Origin of the sequence: Pseudonocardia acidicola (assembly GCF_012911935.1) — a bacterium.
Taxonomy (GTDB): Bacteria; Actinomycetota; Actinomycetes; order Mycobacteriales; family Pseudonocardiaceae; genus Pseudonocardia; species Pseudonocardia acidicola.
In genome coordinates this window covers 142031-158891 of the sequence record NZ_JAAXLA010000002.1, presented here as the reverse complement: position 1 = coordinate 158891, position 16861 = coordinate 142031, and the positions used below count along the sequence as shown (strand labels likewise).

The following is a 16861-nucleotide window of genomic DNA, read 5'->3' as shown; positions in this document are numbered from 1 at the left end:
CAGGCCCGCCCGATGAGCACGGCGCTCGAGCTCCCTCCCGCCAGCGGTGCCTGGCGGGAGGGGGACGACGTCGGGTGCCGGCGGTTCGTGACGCTCCCGGCGCCGTTGCGCCTGGAGGCCGGCGGTGAGCTGCCGGGCGTCCGGATCGCCTACGAGACCTGGGGATCGCTGAACGCGGACCGGACGAACGCGGTGCTGATCCTGCATGCGCTCACCGGCGACAGCCACGTCGCCGGACCGGCCGGGCCGGGGCACCCGACAGCCGGCTGGTGGGACGCGCTGATCGGCCCCGGCCGGGGACTCGACCCGGAGCGCTGGTTCGTCGTCGCGCCGAACGTCGTCGGCGGTTGCCAGGGCTCGACCGGGCCGTCGTCGCCCGCGCCGGACGGGCGGGCCTGGGGCAGCCGGTTCCCGCTGGTCACCGCCCGCGACTCGGTGGCCGCCGAGGTCGTCCTGGCCGACGCGCTCGGGATCGACCGGTGGGCGTGTGTGGTCGGCGGCTCGATGGGCGGGATGCGCGCGCTGGAGTGGGCGGCCACCGAACCCGACCGGGTGGAGCGGCTGTTCCTGCTGGCCAGCCCGGCCGCGGCGTCGGCCGACCAGATCGGCTGGGCCGCGCCGCAGCTCGCCGCGATCCGCAGCGATCCCGGCTGGAACGGCGGCGACTACCACGACGCCGCGCCGGGGGAGGGCCCGTACCGCGGTCTCGGCATCGCCCGCCGGATGGCCCACCTGAGCTACCGCAGCGGTTACGAGCTCGCCACCCGGTTCGGCCGGGACGCCCAGGACGGCGAGGACCCCTTCCGCGGCGGGCGCTACGCCGTGGAGTCCTACCTCGACCATCACGCCGCGAAGCTGGTCCGCCGCTTCGACGCCGGCTCCTACGTGCGGCTCACCGAGCTGATGAACGCGCACGACGTGGGCCGGGACCGCGGCGGGATCGCCGCCGGGCTGCGCCGGGTCAGCGCCCGGACGCTGGTGGCCGGGGTCAGCTCCGACCGGCTCTACCCGACCGAGCAGCAGGCCGAGCTGGCCGCGGGGATCCCGAACGCCGCCGAACTGAAGGTGATCGACTCGCCCTACGGGCACGACGGCTTCCTCATCGAGTCCGCGACGGTCGGTTCGCTGCTCGCGGAGCTGCTCGCGCACTGAGCCGGGGCCGGTCCCGGGAGCTCCGCCCCGGGCGGCGCCGGCTGTCCGGCGGTGCCCGGCCGGGGACGGGGGTGCGCCTGCCCCGGGGGGTGACCGCCGCGACCGCGGTCGGGGCGCGTCGCTACCCTTCACCAGGTGTTGACCCGGATGTCGTCGCTGTTCCTTCGCACCCTGCGCGAGGACCCGGCCGACGCGGAGGTGCCCAGCCACAAGCTGCTGGTCCGCGCCGGCTACGTCCGCCGTATCGCGCCGGGGGTCTACTCCTGGCTGCCGCTGGGGCTGAAGGTGCTGCGCAACATCGAGCAGGTCGTGCGCGAGGAGATGGACGCCATCGGCGCCCAGGAGATCCAGTTCCCCGCGCTGCTGCCCCGTGAGCCCTACGAGGCGACGAACCGGTGGACCGAGTACGGGCCCAACCTGTTCCGGCTCAAGGACCGCAAGGGTGGGGACTACCTGCTCGGGCCGACGCACGAGGAGCTGTTCACCCTCGCGGTGAAGGGCGAGTACTCCTCGTACAAGGACTACCCGGTGATCCTCTACCAGATCCAGGCCAAGTACCGCGACGAGGAGCGCCCGCGCGCGGGCATCCTGCGCGGCCGGGAGTTCCTGATGAAGGACTCCTACTCCTTCGACCTGTCCGACGAGGGCTTGAGCGAGTCCTACCGCAAGCACCGCGAGGCCTACGTCAAGATCTTCGACCGGCTCGGGCTGCGCTACGTGATCGTCTCGGCGACGTCCGGGGCGATGGGCGGATCGGCGTCGGAGGAGTTCCTGGCCGAGTCCGACACCGGGGAGGACACCTTCGTCCGCTCGCTGGAGTCGGGCTACGCGGCCAACGTGGAGGCGGTCACCACGCCCGCGCCGCCGGCGCAGCCGATCGACGACAAGCCGGCCGCGCAGGTGCACCACACCCCCGACACCCCGACGATCGAGTCGCTGGTCGACTTCCTGAACGCAGCCGACCTCGGGCGGACGTTCACCGCCGCCGACACGCTCAAGAACGTGCTGGTCAAGACCCGGCTGCCGGGTGCAAAGGACTGGGAGCTGCTCGGCGTCGGCGTCCCCGGCGACCGCGAGGTCGACATGAAGCGGCTGGAGGCGTCGCTGGCGCCCGCGGAGGTCGCGCTGCTCGACGACGCCGACTTCGCCGCCCGCCCGTTCCTGGTCAAGGGCTACATCGGCCCGGGCGCGCTGGCGGCGAACGGCGTGAAGTACCTGGTGGACCCGCGGATCGTGACCGGGACGGCCTGGGTCACCGGCGCCGACAAGGCCGACCACCACGTCGTCGACCTGGTCGCCGGCCGCGACTTCACCCCGGACGGCACGATCGAGGCCGCGGAGGTGCGCGCCGGGGACCCGTCCCCGGACGGCGCCGGCGCGCTCGTCGCCGCCCGCGGGATCGAGATCGGGCACATCTTCCAGCTCGGCCGCAAGTACACCGACGCGTTCACCCTCGACGCCCTGGGCCCGGACGGCAAGCCGGTGCGGATCACCATGGGGTCCTACGGGATCGGTGTCTCCCGGCTGGTCGCGGCCATCGCCGAGCAGAGCCACGACGAGTCCGGCCTGATCTGGCCGCGCAGCGTCGCCCCGGCCGACGTGCACGTGGTGGTCGCGGGTAAGAGCGCCGAGCTCATCGAGGGTGGCGAGCAGTTGGCCGGCGAGCTCGAGGCCGCGGGTCTGCGGGTGCTGCTGGACGACCGCAAGGCCTCGCCGGGCGTCAAGTTCGCCGACGCCGAGCTGATCGGGGTGCCGACGATCGTGGTCGTCGGCCGCGGCCTGGCGTCCGGTCTCGTCGAGGTCAAGGACCGGCGGACCGGTGAACGCACCGAGATCGCCCGGGACACCGTCGTCGAGCACCTGGTCGAGGTCGCCGGGAAGCGGTAGCCGGATCAGTGCTGGATGGTGAACCCGGTCGATTGCCACCAGTCGAAGAGCTTGGCCAGGTCACCGTCCTCGGCGCGCACGTAGCCGAAGGCGAGGGCGGCGTCGTCGGTCCAGAACAGGTAGCCGGCACCGCCGGGTGACTCCCGGAAGCAGCCCACCGCCCCGCGCTGTCCTGCGCCGCGGTCGTAGCCGGCGCGCACCCTCGTCCCGGCCCGGCAGTCCTCGGCCTTCCCGGGCACGCCCGGGATGCCCTCGCTGATGGCCGCCTGCTCGAAGGTCTGGTCCATCTGGTCGCGCGTCGTGTACCGGGTGAACGTCGCGCTGGTCGGCCCACCGGGTGGGCCGGAGTCGCAGACCACGTACGCGGTCGCGCCGGGCTGCCCGCCCATCGAGCCGTCGGGGCTGCAGTCGGCGGGGCCGAAGCCGTCGGGGAGTTGGCCGAGCAGCAGCCGGGTCTGCGGCGTGAGTGTTCCGCTGGTCAGGGTCGTGGGCGTCGGGCTCGGCGCCCGGGTGCCGCTCCGCCCGCCGCCGGTGGTCCCCCCGGCTGCGTGCACCAGCACGGCGCCGCCGGTGACCACCAGCACCGTGGCCACCACGATCGTGGTCCATCCGGTCAGCCGCCGGAACCGGGGTGCCGGTGGGCCGGGATCGCTGCCGGTGGGCGGGTGGCTCGGTCCGCCGCCGGCCCCGGCGCCCCCGGAACCGTCCGAGGCGGCCGCATCACCGGGTCCTCCGGGGCCGCCGGGGCCGCCGTGGCCGCCGGGCGCCCCGGCGGCGACCGGAGGGGCCTCGACCTGCTCCCCGGGCCGCCCGTTCGGGCCCTGTTCGCCCACCCCGGGCAGCGAGGTCCGAGGGGCGCTGTCGTGGGCGGCCGGCGCAGCCGCGCCGAGGGCGGCGCGCGTGGCGGCGGCCAGGGAGCCGGCCGTCGGGTAGCGCTGCTCCGGGTCCTTCGCCATTCCCCGGGCGACCACCGCATCGAGCGCCGACGGGATCGTCGGGTTGGTGTCGCTGGGCCGCGGCGGGGGCAGGTGCAGGTGTGCGTGCAGGAGCGTCGGCAGGTCGCCCTGGTAGGGCTGGTGGCCGGTCAGGGCCTGGTGCAGCACGCAGGTCAGGGCGTACACGTCGACGCGCGGGTCGGCCCCCGCCCCGCAGAAGCGCTCCGGCGCGATGTAGGCGATCGAACCCGGCATGGTGCCGGCCTTGGTCAGCGCAGGTGCATCGGCGCCACCCGCGGTGTCGCGGGACCAGGCGATGCCGAAGTCGAAGAGGTAGGCGAACACCGACGCCGCGTCGAGCGGCGGCATCTCCGCTCCCGAGAGCAGCACGTTGGAGGGTTTGACGTCGCGGTGCACCAGCCCCTCCGCGTGCGCGGCGTCCAGCGCGCTGGCGATCTGCGAGATCACCGCCACCGCCGCCTCGGGTGGCAGTGGCCCGTACAGGGTCAGCCAGGTGCCGAGGTCGGTGCCCTCGACCAGTCGCATGTCCAGATAGAGCCGGCCGTCGATCTCACCGAAACGGTGGATCGGGACGACGTGCGGTTCGCGCAGCCGGGCCGCCGCCCGGCACTCCCGGCGGAAGCGCTCCAGGTACTCGGCGTCTCCGGCCAGGTGCCCGGGCAGCAACTTCAACGCGACCACACGGTCGGTCTCGGTGTCGTAGGCACGGTGGACCTCGCCCATTCCTCCCCGGCCGAGGAGACCTTCGATGGTGTAAGGCCCGAACGTCGATTCGGTCATGGACGTCCCCTGGTGCTCGTCCTGCCGGCCCGCCCCCGCACCGACGGCGTCGTCCCACCCCAACGGGGATGCGCGGTGCCGCCGTCGCCGACCATAGCCGCGACATCCGTGCGCGTGGGCCTACCGAGGCCGGTCGGCCCCGGGCGCTCGGACAAGCGTCGGCAGCGGTCCCCCCTTCTGCCCGTTGCGCTCCCCGGCATCGGGCCGATGTGACGGGGTTCTAACCCGCCAGGAAGGACAGGCGCACCCCGCGGACCGGGTTGTCGGTGTTGGTGTCGACCAGGCACACCGACTGCCAGGTGCCCAGCGCCGGGCGTCCGCCCAGCACCGGGACCGACATCGACGGCGCGATCAGCGCGGGCAACACGTGGTCGCGCCCGTGACCGCGGCTGCCGTGCCGGTGCCCCCAGCGGTCGTCGGCGGGCAGCAGGTCGCGCAGCGCGGCGAGCAGGTCGGTGTCGCTGCCGGCGCCGGTCTCGATCACCGCCAGCCCGGCGGTCGCATGCGGCACCCAGACGTTGAGCAGTCCGTCGGCGGCGTCGATCCGGCGCAGGAAGGTGTCGATGTCGGGGGTCAGGTCGACGACGGTCTCGGCGGAGCCGGTGCGGATCTCGATGAGCTCGCTGTGCACACCGTGACCCTAGAGCGCGACGAGATCCCCGGCGCGGATCTAGGGTCTCGACCCATGCGCGCGGCGTTCGGTCAGCAGTTCGACGTCCCGGCCGGGTACCTGAACACGGCGAGCATCGGAATGCCACCGATCATGGTGGCCGAGGTGCTCGTCGACGCCGTCCGGCACTGGCGGACCGGTTCCGGCCGCGCGGAGGAGTTCGACGAGCCGGTGGCGATCGCCCGGGCCGGCTTCGCCGACCTCGTCGGCGTCGACGTGGGGCGGGTGGCGATCGGGTCGGCGGTGTCCCCGTTGGTCGGGCTCGTCGCCGCGAGCGTGCCCGACGGCACCCGGGTGCTGGTCGCGGCCGGGGAGTTCACCAGTGTCAGCCACCCGTTCACCGCGCAGGCCGGGCGCGGGGTGACGGTCGCCGAGACCGAACTCGCCGAGCTGCCGGAGCGGGCCGCCGAGTTCGACCTGGTGGCGGTGAGCGTGGCGCAGTCCGCGGACGGGCGGCTGGTCGACCTCGACGCGTTGCGGGAGGTCCGCGCCGCCGCCGGCACCCGGGTGCTGCTCGACGTCACCCAGGCCGCCGGCTGGCTGCCGTTGCAGCTCGACTGGGCCGACGCCGTCGTCGGCGCCGGGTACAAGTGGCTGCTCAGCCCGCGGGGCGCGGCGTGGCTGGCGGTGCACCCGGACTTCGAGCTCCAGCCGCAGGCGGCCGGCTGGTACGCCGGGCAGGACCGGTGGGCGAGCGTCTACGGGCTGCCGCCGCGGCTGGCCACCGGCGCCCGCGCGCTGGACACGTCCCCGGCCTGGTTCTCCCACGTGGGCGCCGCGGTCGCGGTGCCGTGGCTCGCCGGGCTGGACCGGGCCGCGGTGCACGCGCACTGCGTCGGGCTCGCCGACGCGTTCCGGGCCGGGATCGGGCTCGAACCGGCGGGCTCGGCCATCGTCACGGTCCAGCGGCCGGACGCACTGCAGCGGCTCACCGACGCCGGGGTGGTGGCCAGCGGACGGGCCGGCGGGGCACGGCTGTCGTTCCACCTCTACAACACCGACGCCGACGTGCAGCGGGCGCTGGACGTGCTGGCCTGACGCGGAGATACGGCGACTCGCGCGCCGGAAACGGGCGACTCGCGCGCCGGAATGGGGCGACTCGCGGGGTCAGGAGCGGCCGGGGAAGACCGGGATCGCGGGGGTCTGGCCGGTGGCGACCCGCCAGCGGGCGCAGCGCAGGGTGCCCTGGGTCATCGCGTCGAGCGCGGCCGTGCGCAGCGGGCCGTCGGAGGTGCGCTCGACGACCGAACGCCAGGCCGCCAGCGCGTCGGTCTCGGCGACCACGGCGAGGTTGCCGGCCGAACGGGCGTCGGTGACGGGCTGGGGGGTCGCGTAGGCCGGCAGCGCCGACACCGGCTTGGCGCCGATGTCGGTGAGCGTCTGCTCGACCAGGCCGCGCAGGGTGCGGTGCGCCGCTTCGTCCTCGCGGGCCTGCTTGGCCTGGTCGGCGGGCACGAACGCGATGATCAGCGAGTAGCACCACAGCGCGGCGTGTTCGGCGGCCAGCGCCGACTGCAGGGCGTTGGCGGCGACGGGGTCGATCGTCGACGACGGCGCCGACGAGGCCTCCGGTGAGCTCATCCGAGCACTGCCACGTAGGTCGCGCAGCAGGCCGCGACGGAGGCGACCAGCCCGACCCGCTCGGCCGGCAGGGTGGCGACGAGGGCCTGAGCACCCCGGGTCGACGTCGTGAGCGCGTCGCGCACCGCGGTGAGCGTGGGCCGCTGGGTGGTGTTCCCGGTGGCCTGCGCCGCGGCCGCGGGGCCGGCCCGGCTCGGGTCGAGCCGGGTGATCTCGGCCTCCAACGCGGCGGCGTGCTCGGCCCTGGCGGCGCGCAGCGGCTCCAGCCGGGTGGACAGCGACGGGGTGGCGGTGATCGCGGCGGCGGCCAGCTCGGTGTCGCGGTGTGCCTGGTCGGCCAGCGCGATCAGCGGATCGGGGCCGTCCGATCCGGTTGAGCTGCCGGAACACGCGGACAGGGCGGCGATCCCGGCCGGAGCGAGCAGCGCCAGGGCGAGCAGCCGGCGACGTGGCAGCAGGGAGCCCGATCGGCCCGCCGTCGGCGATGCGGGTTGCCGATCGCCGTCCGATATCAGGCTCCGGGGGATCACGGCGCCCCATCCTGCCAGGCCGGTACCCGGCCCCGGCGCGATACCCTGGGCGACCCCACCCGCTGGTCGTCGATCCCCGCGGTCTCCGGCCGCCGGGTGGTCGCCCTGCGGCCCTGCCGACCCGCCTACGCCCTCAGGAGTTCCCAAATGCCCAGCCCAGGCCCCGAGCAGCTCACCGGGCAGCTGCACGGCGTGCTGGAACCGATCGTCGCCGCCGCCGGTTTCGAGCTCGACGGGCTCGACGTCAAGACGGCCGGTCGCCGGCACACCGTCAAGGTGGTGGTGGACTCCGACAGCGGGGTCGGGCTGGACGACATCGCCCGCCTGAGCCGCACGGCGTCGGCCGAGCTCGACCAGCACGAGCACCTCATCGGCGGCTCCTACACCCTCGAGGTCACCTCGCCCGGCGTCGACCGGCCGCTGACCCGGCCGCGGCACTGGCGCCGCGCGAAGCTGCGGCTCGTCGAGGTCCGTACGCACGACGGAACCCGGTTCCGCGGCCGGGTGGGGGCCGCCGGCGAGGAGTCCGTCACCGTGCTGGTCGACGGCGCGCTGCGCGAGCTGCCGTACTCCGATGTGGCCCACGCCACGGTGCAGGTGGAGTTCAACCCCCCGCCGGAGGGCGAGGTGCGCCTGCTGGTGCCGGGCAGCGCCGACCCCGCCGACCAGCCGACGGAGGACGCCGAGCCCTCCCCGCCCTCCTCTCGGGAGCAGAGATGAACGTCGACATCGCCGCGCTGCGCGCCATCGAGCGCGACAAGGAGATCCCCTTCGAGATGGTGATCGAGGCCATCGAGACGGCGCTGCTCACCGCCTACAAGCACACCGAGGGCCACCAGCCGCACGCACGGATCGACATCGACCGCAAGACCGGTCTGGTCCGGGTGATGGCCCAGGAGCTCGCCGACGACGGCACGGTCGCCCAGGAATGGGACGACACCCCGGAGGGCTTCGGCCGGATCGCGGCCACCACGGCCCGCCAGGTGATCGTGCAGCGGCTGCGCGACGCCGAGCACGAGCGCACCTTCGGCGAGTTCTCCGCGAAGGAGGGCGAGATCGTCACGGGCGAGGTGCAGCGCGACGCCCGCGCCAACGCCCGCGGCGTGGTGATCGTCTCGCTGAGCGGCGGCCAGACCGAGGGCGTGCTGCCGCAGGCCGAACAGGTTCCCGGCGAGCGCTACCAGCACGGCGACCGGATCAAGTGCTACGTGGTCGGGGTGACCCGGGGAATGCGCGGCACCCAGATCACGTTGTCCCGTACGCATCCCAATCTCGTGCGCAAGCTGTTCGCACTCGAGGTTCCGGAGATCGCCGACGGCTCGGTGGAGATCGTCGCCGTGGCCCGCGAGGCCGGGCACCGATCCAAGATCGCCGTCCGCTCGACGGTGTCGGGGGTCAACCCGAAGGGTGCGTGCATCGGCCCGGTCGGGGCCCGGGTGCGCAACGTGATGAGCGAGTTGGCCGGAGAGAAGATCGACATCATCGACTGGGCCGAGGACCCCGCGACGTTCGTGGGCAACGCGCTCTCCCCGTCGAAAGTGGTGTCGGTCACCGTGCTCGACGCCAAGACCAAGACCGCGCGTGTCGTGGTGCCGGACTTCCAGCTCTCCCTTGCCATCGGCAAGGAGGGGCAGAACGCCCGGCTGGCGGCCCGGCTGACCGGCTGGCGGATCGACATCCGCAGCGATGCCGACCCACGCAACGCCGCCGGGGAACCCGGCGGCGCGGCGTCGGAGATCGCCGGAGCGTCCGGTACGGAGTCGGTCGGCTGAGTTACGACGCGCTACACTCAAGCCCGGCCCGTCGCCAGGGCTCGGTACCTGAACGCCCGTCCGCCGGAACCGGTGCTCGCACCCGTTCCGTACCGGTTCGGACTTGTGTGGGATGCCGGACCAGGGCGGCGGCCGACGGTCTGTTGCGTGTCGTCGCGGTGGACGGGGTACTCATCCCGGACCCGCGGCGGCGGCTCCCCGGCCGAGGTGCGTGGTTGCACCCCGACCCGGAGTGCCTCGGCCGTGCCGAGCGTCGCTCGGCGTTCCCGCGGGCGCTCCGCGTCCCGGGGCCGCTGGACGTCACCGAGGTACGGTCCCACCTGCAGCCCGGCTGCAGCACGAGTGGGACCGAGAGCGGGACCCGGGAGACACCCGAGTCCGTCAACCATGGAAGCAAGGTCGACCCGTCATGAGCCAGCCGTGAAGATCGCACCATGAACGTGCTTCGACACTAGGTTCGAGGTCGAGCGGGACATGCCGCCCGGCCTCCGAGAAACAAGGAGAGCAGTGGCAGGCAAGGCCCGCGTACACGAGCTCGCGAAGGAGCTCGGCGTCAGCAGTAAGCAGGTCCTCAGCAAGCTGCAGGACCTGGGTGAGTATGTGAAGTCCCCGTCCTCCACCGTCGAGGCCCCCGTCGCCCGGAAGCTCCGTGAGGCGATGGCCGGCGGCGACTCCGGCAACGGATCGCGCCGCGGTGGCCCCGGTGGCGGCAACCGTCCGCGCCCCGGTGGTGGCCCGTCGGCCGCCTCGACCCCCGGCCCGTCCGTCGTGCCGGGCCCGCCGCGGTCCAGTGGCGGCCCGGTTCCCGGCCCGCGCCCGGGCCCGCGCCCCTCGGCGCCCGGCCCGGAGCAGCCGGCCGCTCCGGCGGCGGAGGCGACCCCGGCCGCTCCGGCGGCGGCGGCCGCCCCGGCCCCGGCCGAGCGTCAGGAGCGGCCGCGCCCGAGCGGCCCGCGTCCCGGCCCCCGTCCGGGCCCGCCGCAGCGCCAGCAGCCCGCGGCTGCACAGCAGCCGGCCGCCCCGGCCCAGCCGGCACGCTCCGGGCCGCGCCAGCAGGCGCCCGCGCAGCAGCAGCCGGCCGCCGCGGCGGCCAGCGGTGGCGCCGACGGGGCCGTGGTCCCGCCGCGCCCGCAGGCGCCCAAGCCCGGCCCGCGTACCCCGCGGGTGGGCAACAACCCGTTCGGTGTCGGTTCCGGTGCCCCGCCGCGTCCGGCCGCTCCGCGTCCCGGCCCGCCGCCCCAGCAGGGTGGTGGCCAGGGCGGACAGAGCGCGCCCGGTCAGGGTGGCCCGCGCCCGGGCCCCGGTGCAGGTGGTCCTCGTCCCGCCGGCCCGCGCGGCGGTGGTGAGGCCGGTCGTGGTGGACCGCGCCCCAACCCCGGCAACATGCCGCCGCGGCCGAACCCTGGCATGATGCCCGCCCGTCCGGCCGGCGGCCGTCCGGGTGGTCCCGGCGGTGCCGGTGGCCGTGGTGGCCCCGGTGGTCGTCCGGGTGGTCCCGGTGGTCGTCCCGGTGGCGGCGGTCGTCCCGGTGGCGGCGGTTTCCGCCCCGGTGGCGGTGGCCCCGGTGGCGGTGGCGGTGGCGCCCCGGCCGGTGGTGGCTTCCGCGGTCGTCCCGGTGGCGGCGGTGGTCGCGGCCGTGGTGGTGCCGCGGGTGCTTTCGGTCGTCCCGGCGGTCCGGCCCGCAAGGGCCGCAAGTCGAAGCGGCAGAAGCGCCAGGAGTTCGACTCGATGCAGGCCCCCTCGGTCGGCGGCGTTCGCCTGCCGAAGGGCCGCGGGGAGACCGTCCGGCTGCCGCGTGGTGCCTCGCTGACCGACTTCGCCGAGAAGATCGGCGCCAACCCGGCCTCGCTGGTGCAGGTGCTGTTCCACCTCGGTGAGATGGTGACGGCGACGGCGTCGGTGGCCGACGAGGTGCTCGAGCTGCTCGGCACCGAGATGAACTACAACGTCCAGGTCGTCAGCCCGGAGGAGGAGGACCGCGAGCTCCTCGACTCCTTCGACATCTCCTTCGGCGAGAACGCCGGTGGCGATGAGGACCTCGAGGTGCGTCCGCCGGTCGTGACCGTCATGGGTCACGTCGACCACGGTAAGACGCGCCTGCTCGACACGATCCGCAAGACGAACGTGATCGACACCGAGGCCGGCGGCATCACCCAGCACATCGGCGCCTACCAGGTCGCCACCGAGCTGGACGGCCAGGAGCGGCTGATCACCTTCATCGACACCCCGGGTCACGAGGCGTTCACCGCCATGCGTGCCCGCGGTGCGAAGTCGACCGACATCGCGGTGATCGTGGTCGCGGCCGACGACGGCGTGATGCCGCAGACGGTGGAGGCGATCAACCACGCTCAGGCGGCCGCCGTGCCGATCGTGGTCGCGGTGAACAAGATCGACAAGGAGGGGGCCAACCCCGCCAAGATCCGCCAGCAGCTCACCGAGTACGGGCTGGTCGCCGAGGAGTACGGCGGCGACACGATGTTCGTCGACATCTCCGCTCGGGAGAACATCAACATCGACCAGCTGCTCGAGGCGATCCTGCTGACCGCCGACGCCGCGCTCGACCTGCGGGCCAACCCGAACATGGAGGCCCAGGGCGTCGCGATCGAGGCGCACCTCGACCGCGGTCGCGGTCCGGTGGCGACCGTGCTGGTGCAGCGCGGAACGCTGCGGGTCGGCGACTCGGTGGTGGCCGGTGACGCGTCCGGTCGCGTCCGGCGGATGCTGGACGAGTACGGCGAGGACGTCGTCGAGGCGCTGCCGTCGCGTCCGGTCCAGGTCATCGGGTTCACCTCGGTGCCCGGCGCGGGCGACACCTTCCTCGTCGTCGACGAGGACCGGGTGGCCCGGCAGATCGCCGACCGGCGGCGCGCCCGCGAGCGCAACGCCGAGCTGGCCAGCCGCCGCAAGCGCGTCAGCCTGGAGGACCTGGACGCCGCGCTCAAGGAGACCAGCCAGCTCAACCTGATCATCAAGGGCGACAACTCGGGTACCGTCGAGGCCCTCGAGGACGCGCTCATGAAGATCGACGTCGGCGACGACGTGGAGCTGCGGGTCATCCACCGCGGCGTCGGTGGCATCACCGAGGGCGACATCAACCTCGCCATCGCGGACAACGTCATCGTCATGGGCTTCAACGTCCGTGCCGAGGGCAAGGCCACCGAACTGGCCAACCGCGAGGGTGTGGAGATCCGCTACTACTCGGTGATCTACCAGGCCATCGAGGAGATCGAGCAGGCGCTCAAGGGCATGCTCAAGCCGGAGTACGAGGAGGTCGAGCTGGGCCGCGCCGAGGTCCGCGAGGTCTTCAAGTCCTCCCGGTTCGGCACGATCGCCGGTTGCCTCGTGATGTCCGGGGAGATCCGCCGCAACGCGCGTGGCCGGTTGCTGCGCGACAGCGTCGTGATCGCCGACAACCTGCCGATCAGCTCGCTGCGGCGGTTCAAGGACGACGTGGTCGAGGTCCGCGAGGGCTTCGAGTGCGGTTTGACCCTCGGCAACTACAGCGACATCAAGGTCGGCGACGTCGTCGAGACCTTCGAGATGCGGGAGAAGCCCCGGGCCTGACGGCCCTCGTGGGTGGGGGACGGTCGCGCTGGTGACCGTCCCCCACTTTCCGGCGACGTCGTTCGAGGGAACGTATGTACGTGGGGGCACTGGAGCTGGACGTCCTGCTCGGGGATGTGCACTCGCTCAAGGAGAAGCGGTCGGTGGTCCGGCCTGTGCTGGCCGAGCTGCGCCGCAAGTTCGAGGTCGCGGTGGCCGAAGCGGGCCATCTCGACCTGCATCGCCGCACGCTGCTGGGGATCAGTTGCGTCGCGGCGGATGCCGGGCACGTCGTCGAGGTGCTCGAGCGGTGCGAGCGTTTGGTCGCGGGACGCCCGGAGTTCGAACTGCTGTCGGCCCGGCACCGGATGCTCGGACCGGAGGACGAATAGGGTCGTGCGCGGCAAGTGGTGCCCTCGCACCACTTGCCGCGCACGGGCGACGAAGGAGCGCACAATGGTGGACCAGGCCCGCGCGCGGCGGTTGGCCAAGCGGATCTCACAGATCGTGGCCGCTGCGCTGGAGCACGAGGTCAAGGACCCGCGGCTGTCGATGGTGACCATCACCGACGCCCGTGTCACCGGGGACCTGCGGGAGGCCACTGTGTACTACACGGTCCTCGGCAAGTCCGTCGACGAGGCGCCGGACACCGTCGGCGCGGCCGCCGCATTGGCCAGCGCCACCGGGGTGCTGCGTTCGCTCGTCGGCGCCGGCACCGGAATCCGGCACACCCCCAGCCTCGCCTTCGTACCGGACCAGGTGCCGGACGAGGCGCGGCGGATGGAGGAGTTGCTGGCCCGGACCCGCGAGTCCGACGCCGAGGTGGCCCGGCTCGCCGCCGGCGCCCGGCCGGCCGGGGACGCCGACCCGTACCGCGCGCCGCGCATCGTCGACGACACCGACGTCGAGGGGTGACCGCCGTCGCCGACGCGCTCACCGCCGACATCGACACGGCGGCGGCGCTGCTCGCCTCGGCCCACGACGTCACGCTGCTCGCGCACGTCCAGCCCGACGCCGATGCCCTCGGCAGCGCGCTGGCACTGGGTATCGCGCTGCGCCGCCGCGGCGCGAGCGTCCGGGTCTCGTTCGCCGAGCCGGACCGGATGCCCGAGTCCCTGCGCCCGCTCGACGTGCTCGGGCTCGTCGTGCCCGCGGACGAGGTTCCCGCGGAACCCGAGGTGCTCGTCGCGTGCGACACCGCGAGCATCGGGCGGCTGGGGGCGCTGGCCGGCCGGGTGTCCACCGCCGGCGCCACCGTGCTGATCGACCATCACGCGTCGAACACCGGGTTCGGCACCCACCGCATCGTGGACGCCTCCGTCGAGGCCACCGCCGTCCTGGCGCACCGGGTGCTGGAAGCCATGGGGGAGCCGCTCGACGCGGCGATCGCGACGTGCCTCTATGCCGGCCTGGTCACCGACACCGTCGGGTTCCGTACCGCCGGCCCGGCCGCGTACCGGCTGGCGGCCACGTTGGTCGAGGCCGGGGTGCAGGTCGAGCCGCTGGTCCGGCGGATCATGGATACCCATCCCTTCGAATGGTTCGCCGCGCTCGCCGGCGTGCTCGGCGACACCGCGCTCGACCCGGACGCTGCGGCCGGGCTCGGGCTCGTACACGCCGTCGTCCCGGCGGCCCTCGTCGAGCGCTTCCGCTCCGAGGAGATCGACGGCGTCATCGACGAGATCCGTGGCACGGCGGAGGCCGAGGTCGCGGCCGTGCTCAAACAGGTCGGGCCGCGGCGCTGGTCGGTGTCGATGCGGGCGAAGGGTCGCATCGACCTCGCCGCCGCCGCGGTCGCGCTCGGTGGCGGTGGTCACCGCAACGCAGCGGGTTTCACCCGGGAGGGCACCCCCGACGAGGTGCTGGCCGACCTGCGGTCAGCACTGACACCCGATCGGGTCTCCGATCACAATCCGATCTCGGCTGCCGGCGGCTAGCTTGTGCGGTGAGTGAAGGAGGATCAGTGACGTCCGAACCCGGACCGCACAGCCCACCGACCGTGCCGCCCGCGGACGGCGCCGGCCACTCGGCCCGGCGAGCGTTCCTCGCCGCGGCGATGCGCCGCCCGGCCCAGGTCGGGGCGGTGGCGCCCAGCTCGGCGCGGCTGGCCGCGGTGCTGGCCTCGGTGGTCCCGCGCGAGGGCTGCCCGGTGGTCGTGGAGCTCGGCCCGGGCACCGGTGCGGTCAGCTCGGTGATCGCGCAGCGGTTGCCGGCAGGATCACGGCACATCGCCGTCGAGCTCGACCCCGCGATGGCCGACTACCTGCGGTACAGCCGGCCCGGGCTCGAGGTGATCAACGGCGACGCGTGCGAGCTCGCCGCCCTGCTGGCCGAACGCGGGGTGCCGCGGGTCGACGCGGTGATCAGCGGGCTGCCGTGGGCGTTGTTCGGCCGGGAGACGCAGGCGTCGATCCTCGCCCAGGTCACGGACGTGATCGGCACGGCCGGCGCGTTCACCACCTTCGCCTACCTGCACGGGATGCCGCTCAGCACGGCCCGCCGGTTCCGCCGGACCTTGCGCGAGACCTTCGACGAGGTCCTGGTCAGTCACACCGTGTGGCGCAACCTGCCGCCCGCGTTCGGCTACATCTGCCGCCGGCCGGCCGCGACCCTGCCGGGCAGGTGAGCACGCCCGATCGCGCCGCGGACGGCCCGCTGCCGGCCCGCGCGGTCCTGCGGCTCGCCGCGCCCGCGCTGCCGGTGCTGGCCGCAGAGCCGCTCTACGTGCTCGTCGACACCGCGGTCGTCGGCCGCCTCGGCGCGGTGCCGCTGGCCGGGCTCGCGGTGGCCGGGGTGCTGTTCGCGCAGGTCACCAACCAGCTGACCTTCCTGTCCTACGGCACCACGTCGCGGGCCGCCCGGCTGCACGGCGCGGGCCGGCGCTCCGACGCGGTCACCGAGGGCGTGCAGGCCACCTGGCTGGCGCTGGCCGTCGGCCTGGTCGTGCTGGCTGTCGGGCAGCTCGTCGCGCCTCCGGTGGCCCGGGCGCTCGGTGACGGCGGCGCGGTGGCCGACGGCGCCGTGTCGTGGTTGCGGATCGCGCTGTTCGGGGCCCCGATGGTGCTCGTGACGCTGGCGGGGAACGGCTGGATGCGCGGTGTGCAGGACACCGTCCGCCCGATGCGCTATGTGCTGGCCGGCAACGGGCTCTCGGCGCTGGCCTGCCCGTTCCTGGTGCACGGATGGGGGGCCTGGGACGGCTGGGGACTCGAGGGCTCGGCGGTGGCCAACGTGCTCGCCCAGACCGTGGTCGCGGCCCTGTTCCTCGCCGCGTTGTTCCGGGAGCGGGCCGCGGCCCCGGCCGAGGCTCCGGTGCGGTTGCGCCCGAAGCCCGCCGTGATCCGCGCCCAGCTCGGCCTGGGCCGGGACCTGGTGCTGCGCAGCCTCGCGTTCCAGGCCTGTTTCCTGTCCGCGACCGCGGTCGCCGCCCGGTTCGGCGCGGCATCGGTCGCCGCGCACCAGATCGTGCTGCAGCTGTGGGTGTTCCAGTCCCTCGTGCTCGACGCCGTCGCCATCGCCGCACAGGCGCTGGTCGGGGCCGCGTTGGGTGGCGGCGGAGCGGAGCGGGCGCGGGCGGTGGCCCGGCAGGTCACCCGCTACGGGCTGGTGCTGGGCAGCGGGTTCGCCGCGGTGTTCGCGGCGCTGTTCATCGTGCTGCCGAAGCTCTTCACCGCGGATCCCGTCGTCCTCGCCACGGTGCCGGTGGCCTGGTGGTTCTTCGTGGCGATGCAACCGGTGGCGGGTGTGGTGTTCGCACTCGACGGGGTGCTGCTCGGGGCCGGTGACGCCGCGTTCCTGCGCACCTCGACGCTGCTCGCCGCGGCCGCCGGGTTCCTGCCGCTGATCTGGGCGTCGCTGCTGTTCGACTGGGGGTTGGCCGGGATCTGGACCGGGCTGACGGCGTTCATGCTGATCCGCCTGATCGCGGTGACGCTACGGGCCCGCTCAGGCCACTGGGCGATCCCCGGCGTAGTCCGCGCCTGACCCGCCCCG

16 protein-coding genes are annotated in these 16861 nt (G+C 74.1%); 12 read left to right on the top strand and 4 right to left on the bottom strand.

All coding sequences use genetic code 11. The features are described from left to right. The first annotated feature begins 12 nt into the window (after window positions 1-12). Window positions 13-1152: a homoserine O-acetyltransferase MetX gene (gene metX, locus HF526_RS01840; protein ID WP_169379433.1), complete on the top strand. Its 1140-nt coding sequence runs from the start codon at window positions 13-15 to the stop codon at window positions 1150-1152. Between the two features lie 135 nt (window positions 1153-1287). Further along, the gene (locus HF526_RS01835; RefSeq protein WP_169379432.1) at window positions 1288-3039 is read left to right on the top strand and encodes a proline--tRNA ligase; all 1752 of its coding nucleotides are present in this window, start codon (window positions 1288-1290) and stop codon (window positions 3037-3039) included. A gap of 5 nt (window positions 3040-3044) precedes the next feature. Here HF526_RS01835 and HF526_RS34970 read toward each other — a convergent pair whose 3' ends face one another. After that, window positions 3045-4775, bottom strand: coding sequence for a serine/threonine-protein kinase (locus HF526_RS34970; protein ID WP_239028162.1), 1731 nt, complete (start codon window positions 4773-4775; stop codon window positions 3045-3047). 220 nt (window positions 4776-4995) lie between these two features. Next, window positions 4996-5406, bottom strand: a complete 411-nt coding sequence (locus HF526_RS01825) for a secondary thiamine-phosphate synthase enzyme YjbQ (RefSeq protein ID WP_169379431.1) — start codon at window positions 5404-5406, stop codon at window positions 4996-4998. A gap of 54 nt (window positions 5407-5460) precedes the next feature. Between HF526_RS01825 and HF526_RS01820 the strand changes: the two genes are divergently transcribed. After that, a complete protein-coding gene (locus HF526_RS01820; RefSeq protein ID WP_169379430.1) occupies window positions 5461-6483 on the top strand; it encodes an aminotransferase class V-fold PLP-dependent enzyme in 1023 nt (340 codons plus the stop codon). Between the two features lie 69 nt (window positions 6484-6552). On the opposite strand, the gene HF526_RS01815 is transcribed toward HF526_RS01820, so the two are convergent. Together HF526_RS01815 and HF526_RS01810 are read right to left on the bottom strand one after the other, a co-directional pair. After that, on the bottom strand, window positions 6553-7026 hold the full coding sequence (locus tag HF526_RS01815) for a ferritin-like domain-containing protein (protein ID WP_169379429.1): 474 nt from the start codon (window positions 7024-7026) through the stop codon (window positions 6553-6555). Further along, window positions 7023-7556 (bottom strand): hypothetical protein, encoded by a 534-nt coding sequence (locus HF526_RS01810; protein WP_169379428.1) that lies wholly within the window; start codon window positions 7554-7556, stop codon window positions 7023-7025. Before HF526_RS01810 ends, HF526_RS01815 begins: the two co-directional genes overlap by 4 nt. Window positions 7557-7703: 147 nt before the next feature. On the opposite strand from HF526_RS01810, the gene rimP reads away from it, so the two are divergent. From rimP to HF526_RS01765, 9 genes are all read left to right on the top strand, one after another. Beyond that, a complete protein-coding gene (gene rimP / locus HF526_RS01805) occupies window positions 7704-8276 on the top strand; it encodes a ribosome maturation factor RimP (RefSeq protein ID WP_169379427.1) in 573 nt (190 codons plus the stop codon). Further along, on the top strand, window positions 8273-9328 hold the full coding sequence (gene nusA / locus HF526_RS01800) for a transcription termination factor NusA (RefSeq protein WP_169379426.1): 1056 nt from the start codon (window positions 8273-8275) through the stop codon (window positions 9326-9328). The genes rimP and nusA overlap by 4 nt, the downstream gene beginning before the upstream one ends. A 107-nt stretch (window positions 9329-9435) precedes the next feature. Continuing rightward, a complete protein-coding gene (locus HF526_RS36740) occupies window positions 9436-9741 on the top strand; it encodes a YlxR family protein (RefSeq protein ID WP_338051226.1) in 306 nt (101 codons plus the stop codon). Between the two features lie 94 nt (window positions 9742-9835). Beyond that, window positions 9836-12889, top strand: a complete 3054-nt coding sequence (gene infB, locus HF526_RS01790) for a translation initiation factor IF-2 (protein ID WP_169379425.1) — start codon at window positions 9836-9838, stop codon at window positions 12887-12889. 74 nt (window positions 12890-12963) lie between these two features. Further along, complete coding sequence (locus HF526_RS01785; protein WP_169379424.1) at window positions 12964-13260, top strand: DUF503 domain-containing protein; 297 nt, start codon at window positions 12964-12966, stop codon at window positions 13258-13260. 64 nt (window positions 13261-13324) lie between these two features. After that, on the top strand, window positions 13325-13783 hold the full coding sequence (gene rbfA / locus HF526_RS01780) for a 30S ribosome-binding factor RbfA (protein ID WP_169379423.1): 459 nt from the start codon (window positions 13325-13327) through the stop codon (window positions 13781-13783). After that, complete coding sequence (locus tag HF526_RS01775) at window positions 13780-14805, top strand: DHH family phosphoesterase (RefSeq protein ID WP_169379422.1); 1026 nt, start codon at window positions 13780-13782, stop codon at window positions 14803-14805. Before rbfA ends, HF526_RS01775 begins: the two co-directional genes overlap by 4 nt. Window positions 14806-14924: 119 nt before the next feature. Beyond that, the gene (locus HF526_RS01770; protein ID WP_169379492.1) at window positions 14925-15494 is read left to right on the top strand and encodes a class I SAM-dependent methyltransferase; all 570 of its coding nucleotides are present in this window, start codon (window positions 14925-14927) and stop codon (window positions 15492-15494) included. After that, window positions 15491-16852, top strand: coding sequence for an MATE family efflux transporter (locus tag HF526_RS01765; RefSeq protein ID WP_169379421.1), 1362 nt, complete (start codon window positions 15491-15493; stop codon window positions 16850-16852). Before HF526_RS01770 ends, HF526_RS01765 begins: the two co-directional genes overlap by 4 nt. Window positions 16853-16861: the final 9 nt, after the last annotated feature.

Bases quoted from the DNA above. Each gene is read 5' to 3' on its own strand.
- HF526_RS34970 (WP_239028162.1), bottom strand. From the start codon at position 4,775: ATGACCGAATCGACGTTCGGGCCTTACACCATCGAAGGTCTCCTCGGC.
- metX (WP_169379433.1), top strand. From the start codon at position 13: ATGAGCACGGCGCTCGAGCTCCCTCCCGCCAGCGGTGCCTGGCGGGAG.
- HF526_RS01815 (WP_169379429.1), bottom strand. From the start codon at position 7,026: ATGAGCTCACCGGAGGCCTCGTCGGCGCCGTCGTCGACGATCGACCCC.
- rbfA (WP_169379423.1), top strand. From the start codon at position 13,325: ATGGTGGACCAGGCCCGCGCGCGGCGGTTGGCCAAGCGGATCTCACAG.
- rimP (WP_169379427.1), top strand. From the start codon at position 7,704: ATGCCCAGCCCAGGCCCCGAGCAGCTCACCGGGCAGCTGCACGGCGTG.
- HF526_RS01785 (WP_169379424.1), top strand. From the start codon at position 12,964: ATGTACGTGGGGGCACTGGAGCTGGACGTCCTGCTCGGGGATGTGCAC.
- HF526_RS01770 (WP_169379492.1), top strand. From the start codon at position 14,925: ATGCGCCGCCCGGCCCAGGTCGGGGCGGTGGCGCCCAGCTCGGCGCGG.
- nusA (WP_169379426.1), top strand. From the start codon at position 8,273: ATGAACGTCGACATCGCCGCGCTGCGCGCCATCGAGCGCGACAAGGAG.
- HF526_RS01820 (WP_169379430.1), top strand. From the start codon at position 5,461: ATGCGCGCGGCGTTCGGTCAGCAGTTCGACGTCCCGGCCGGGTACCTG.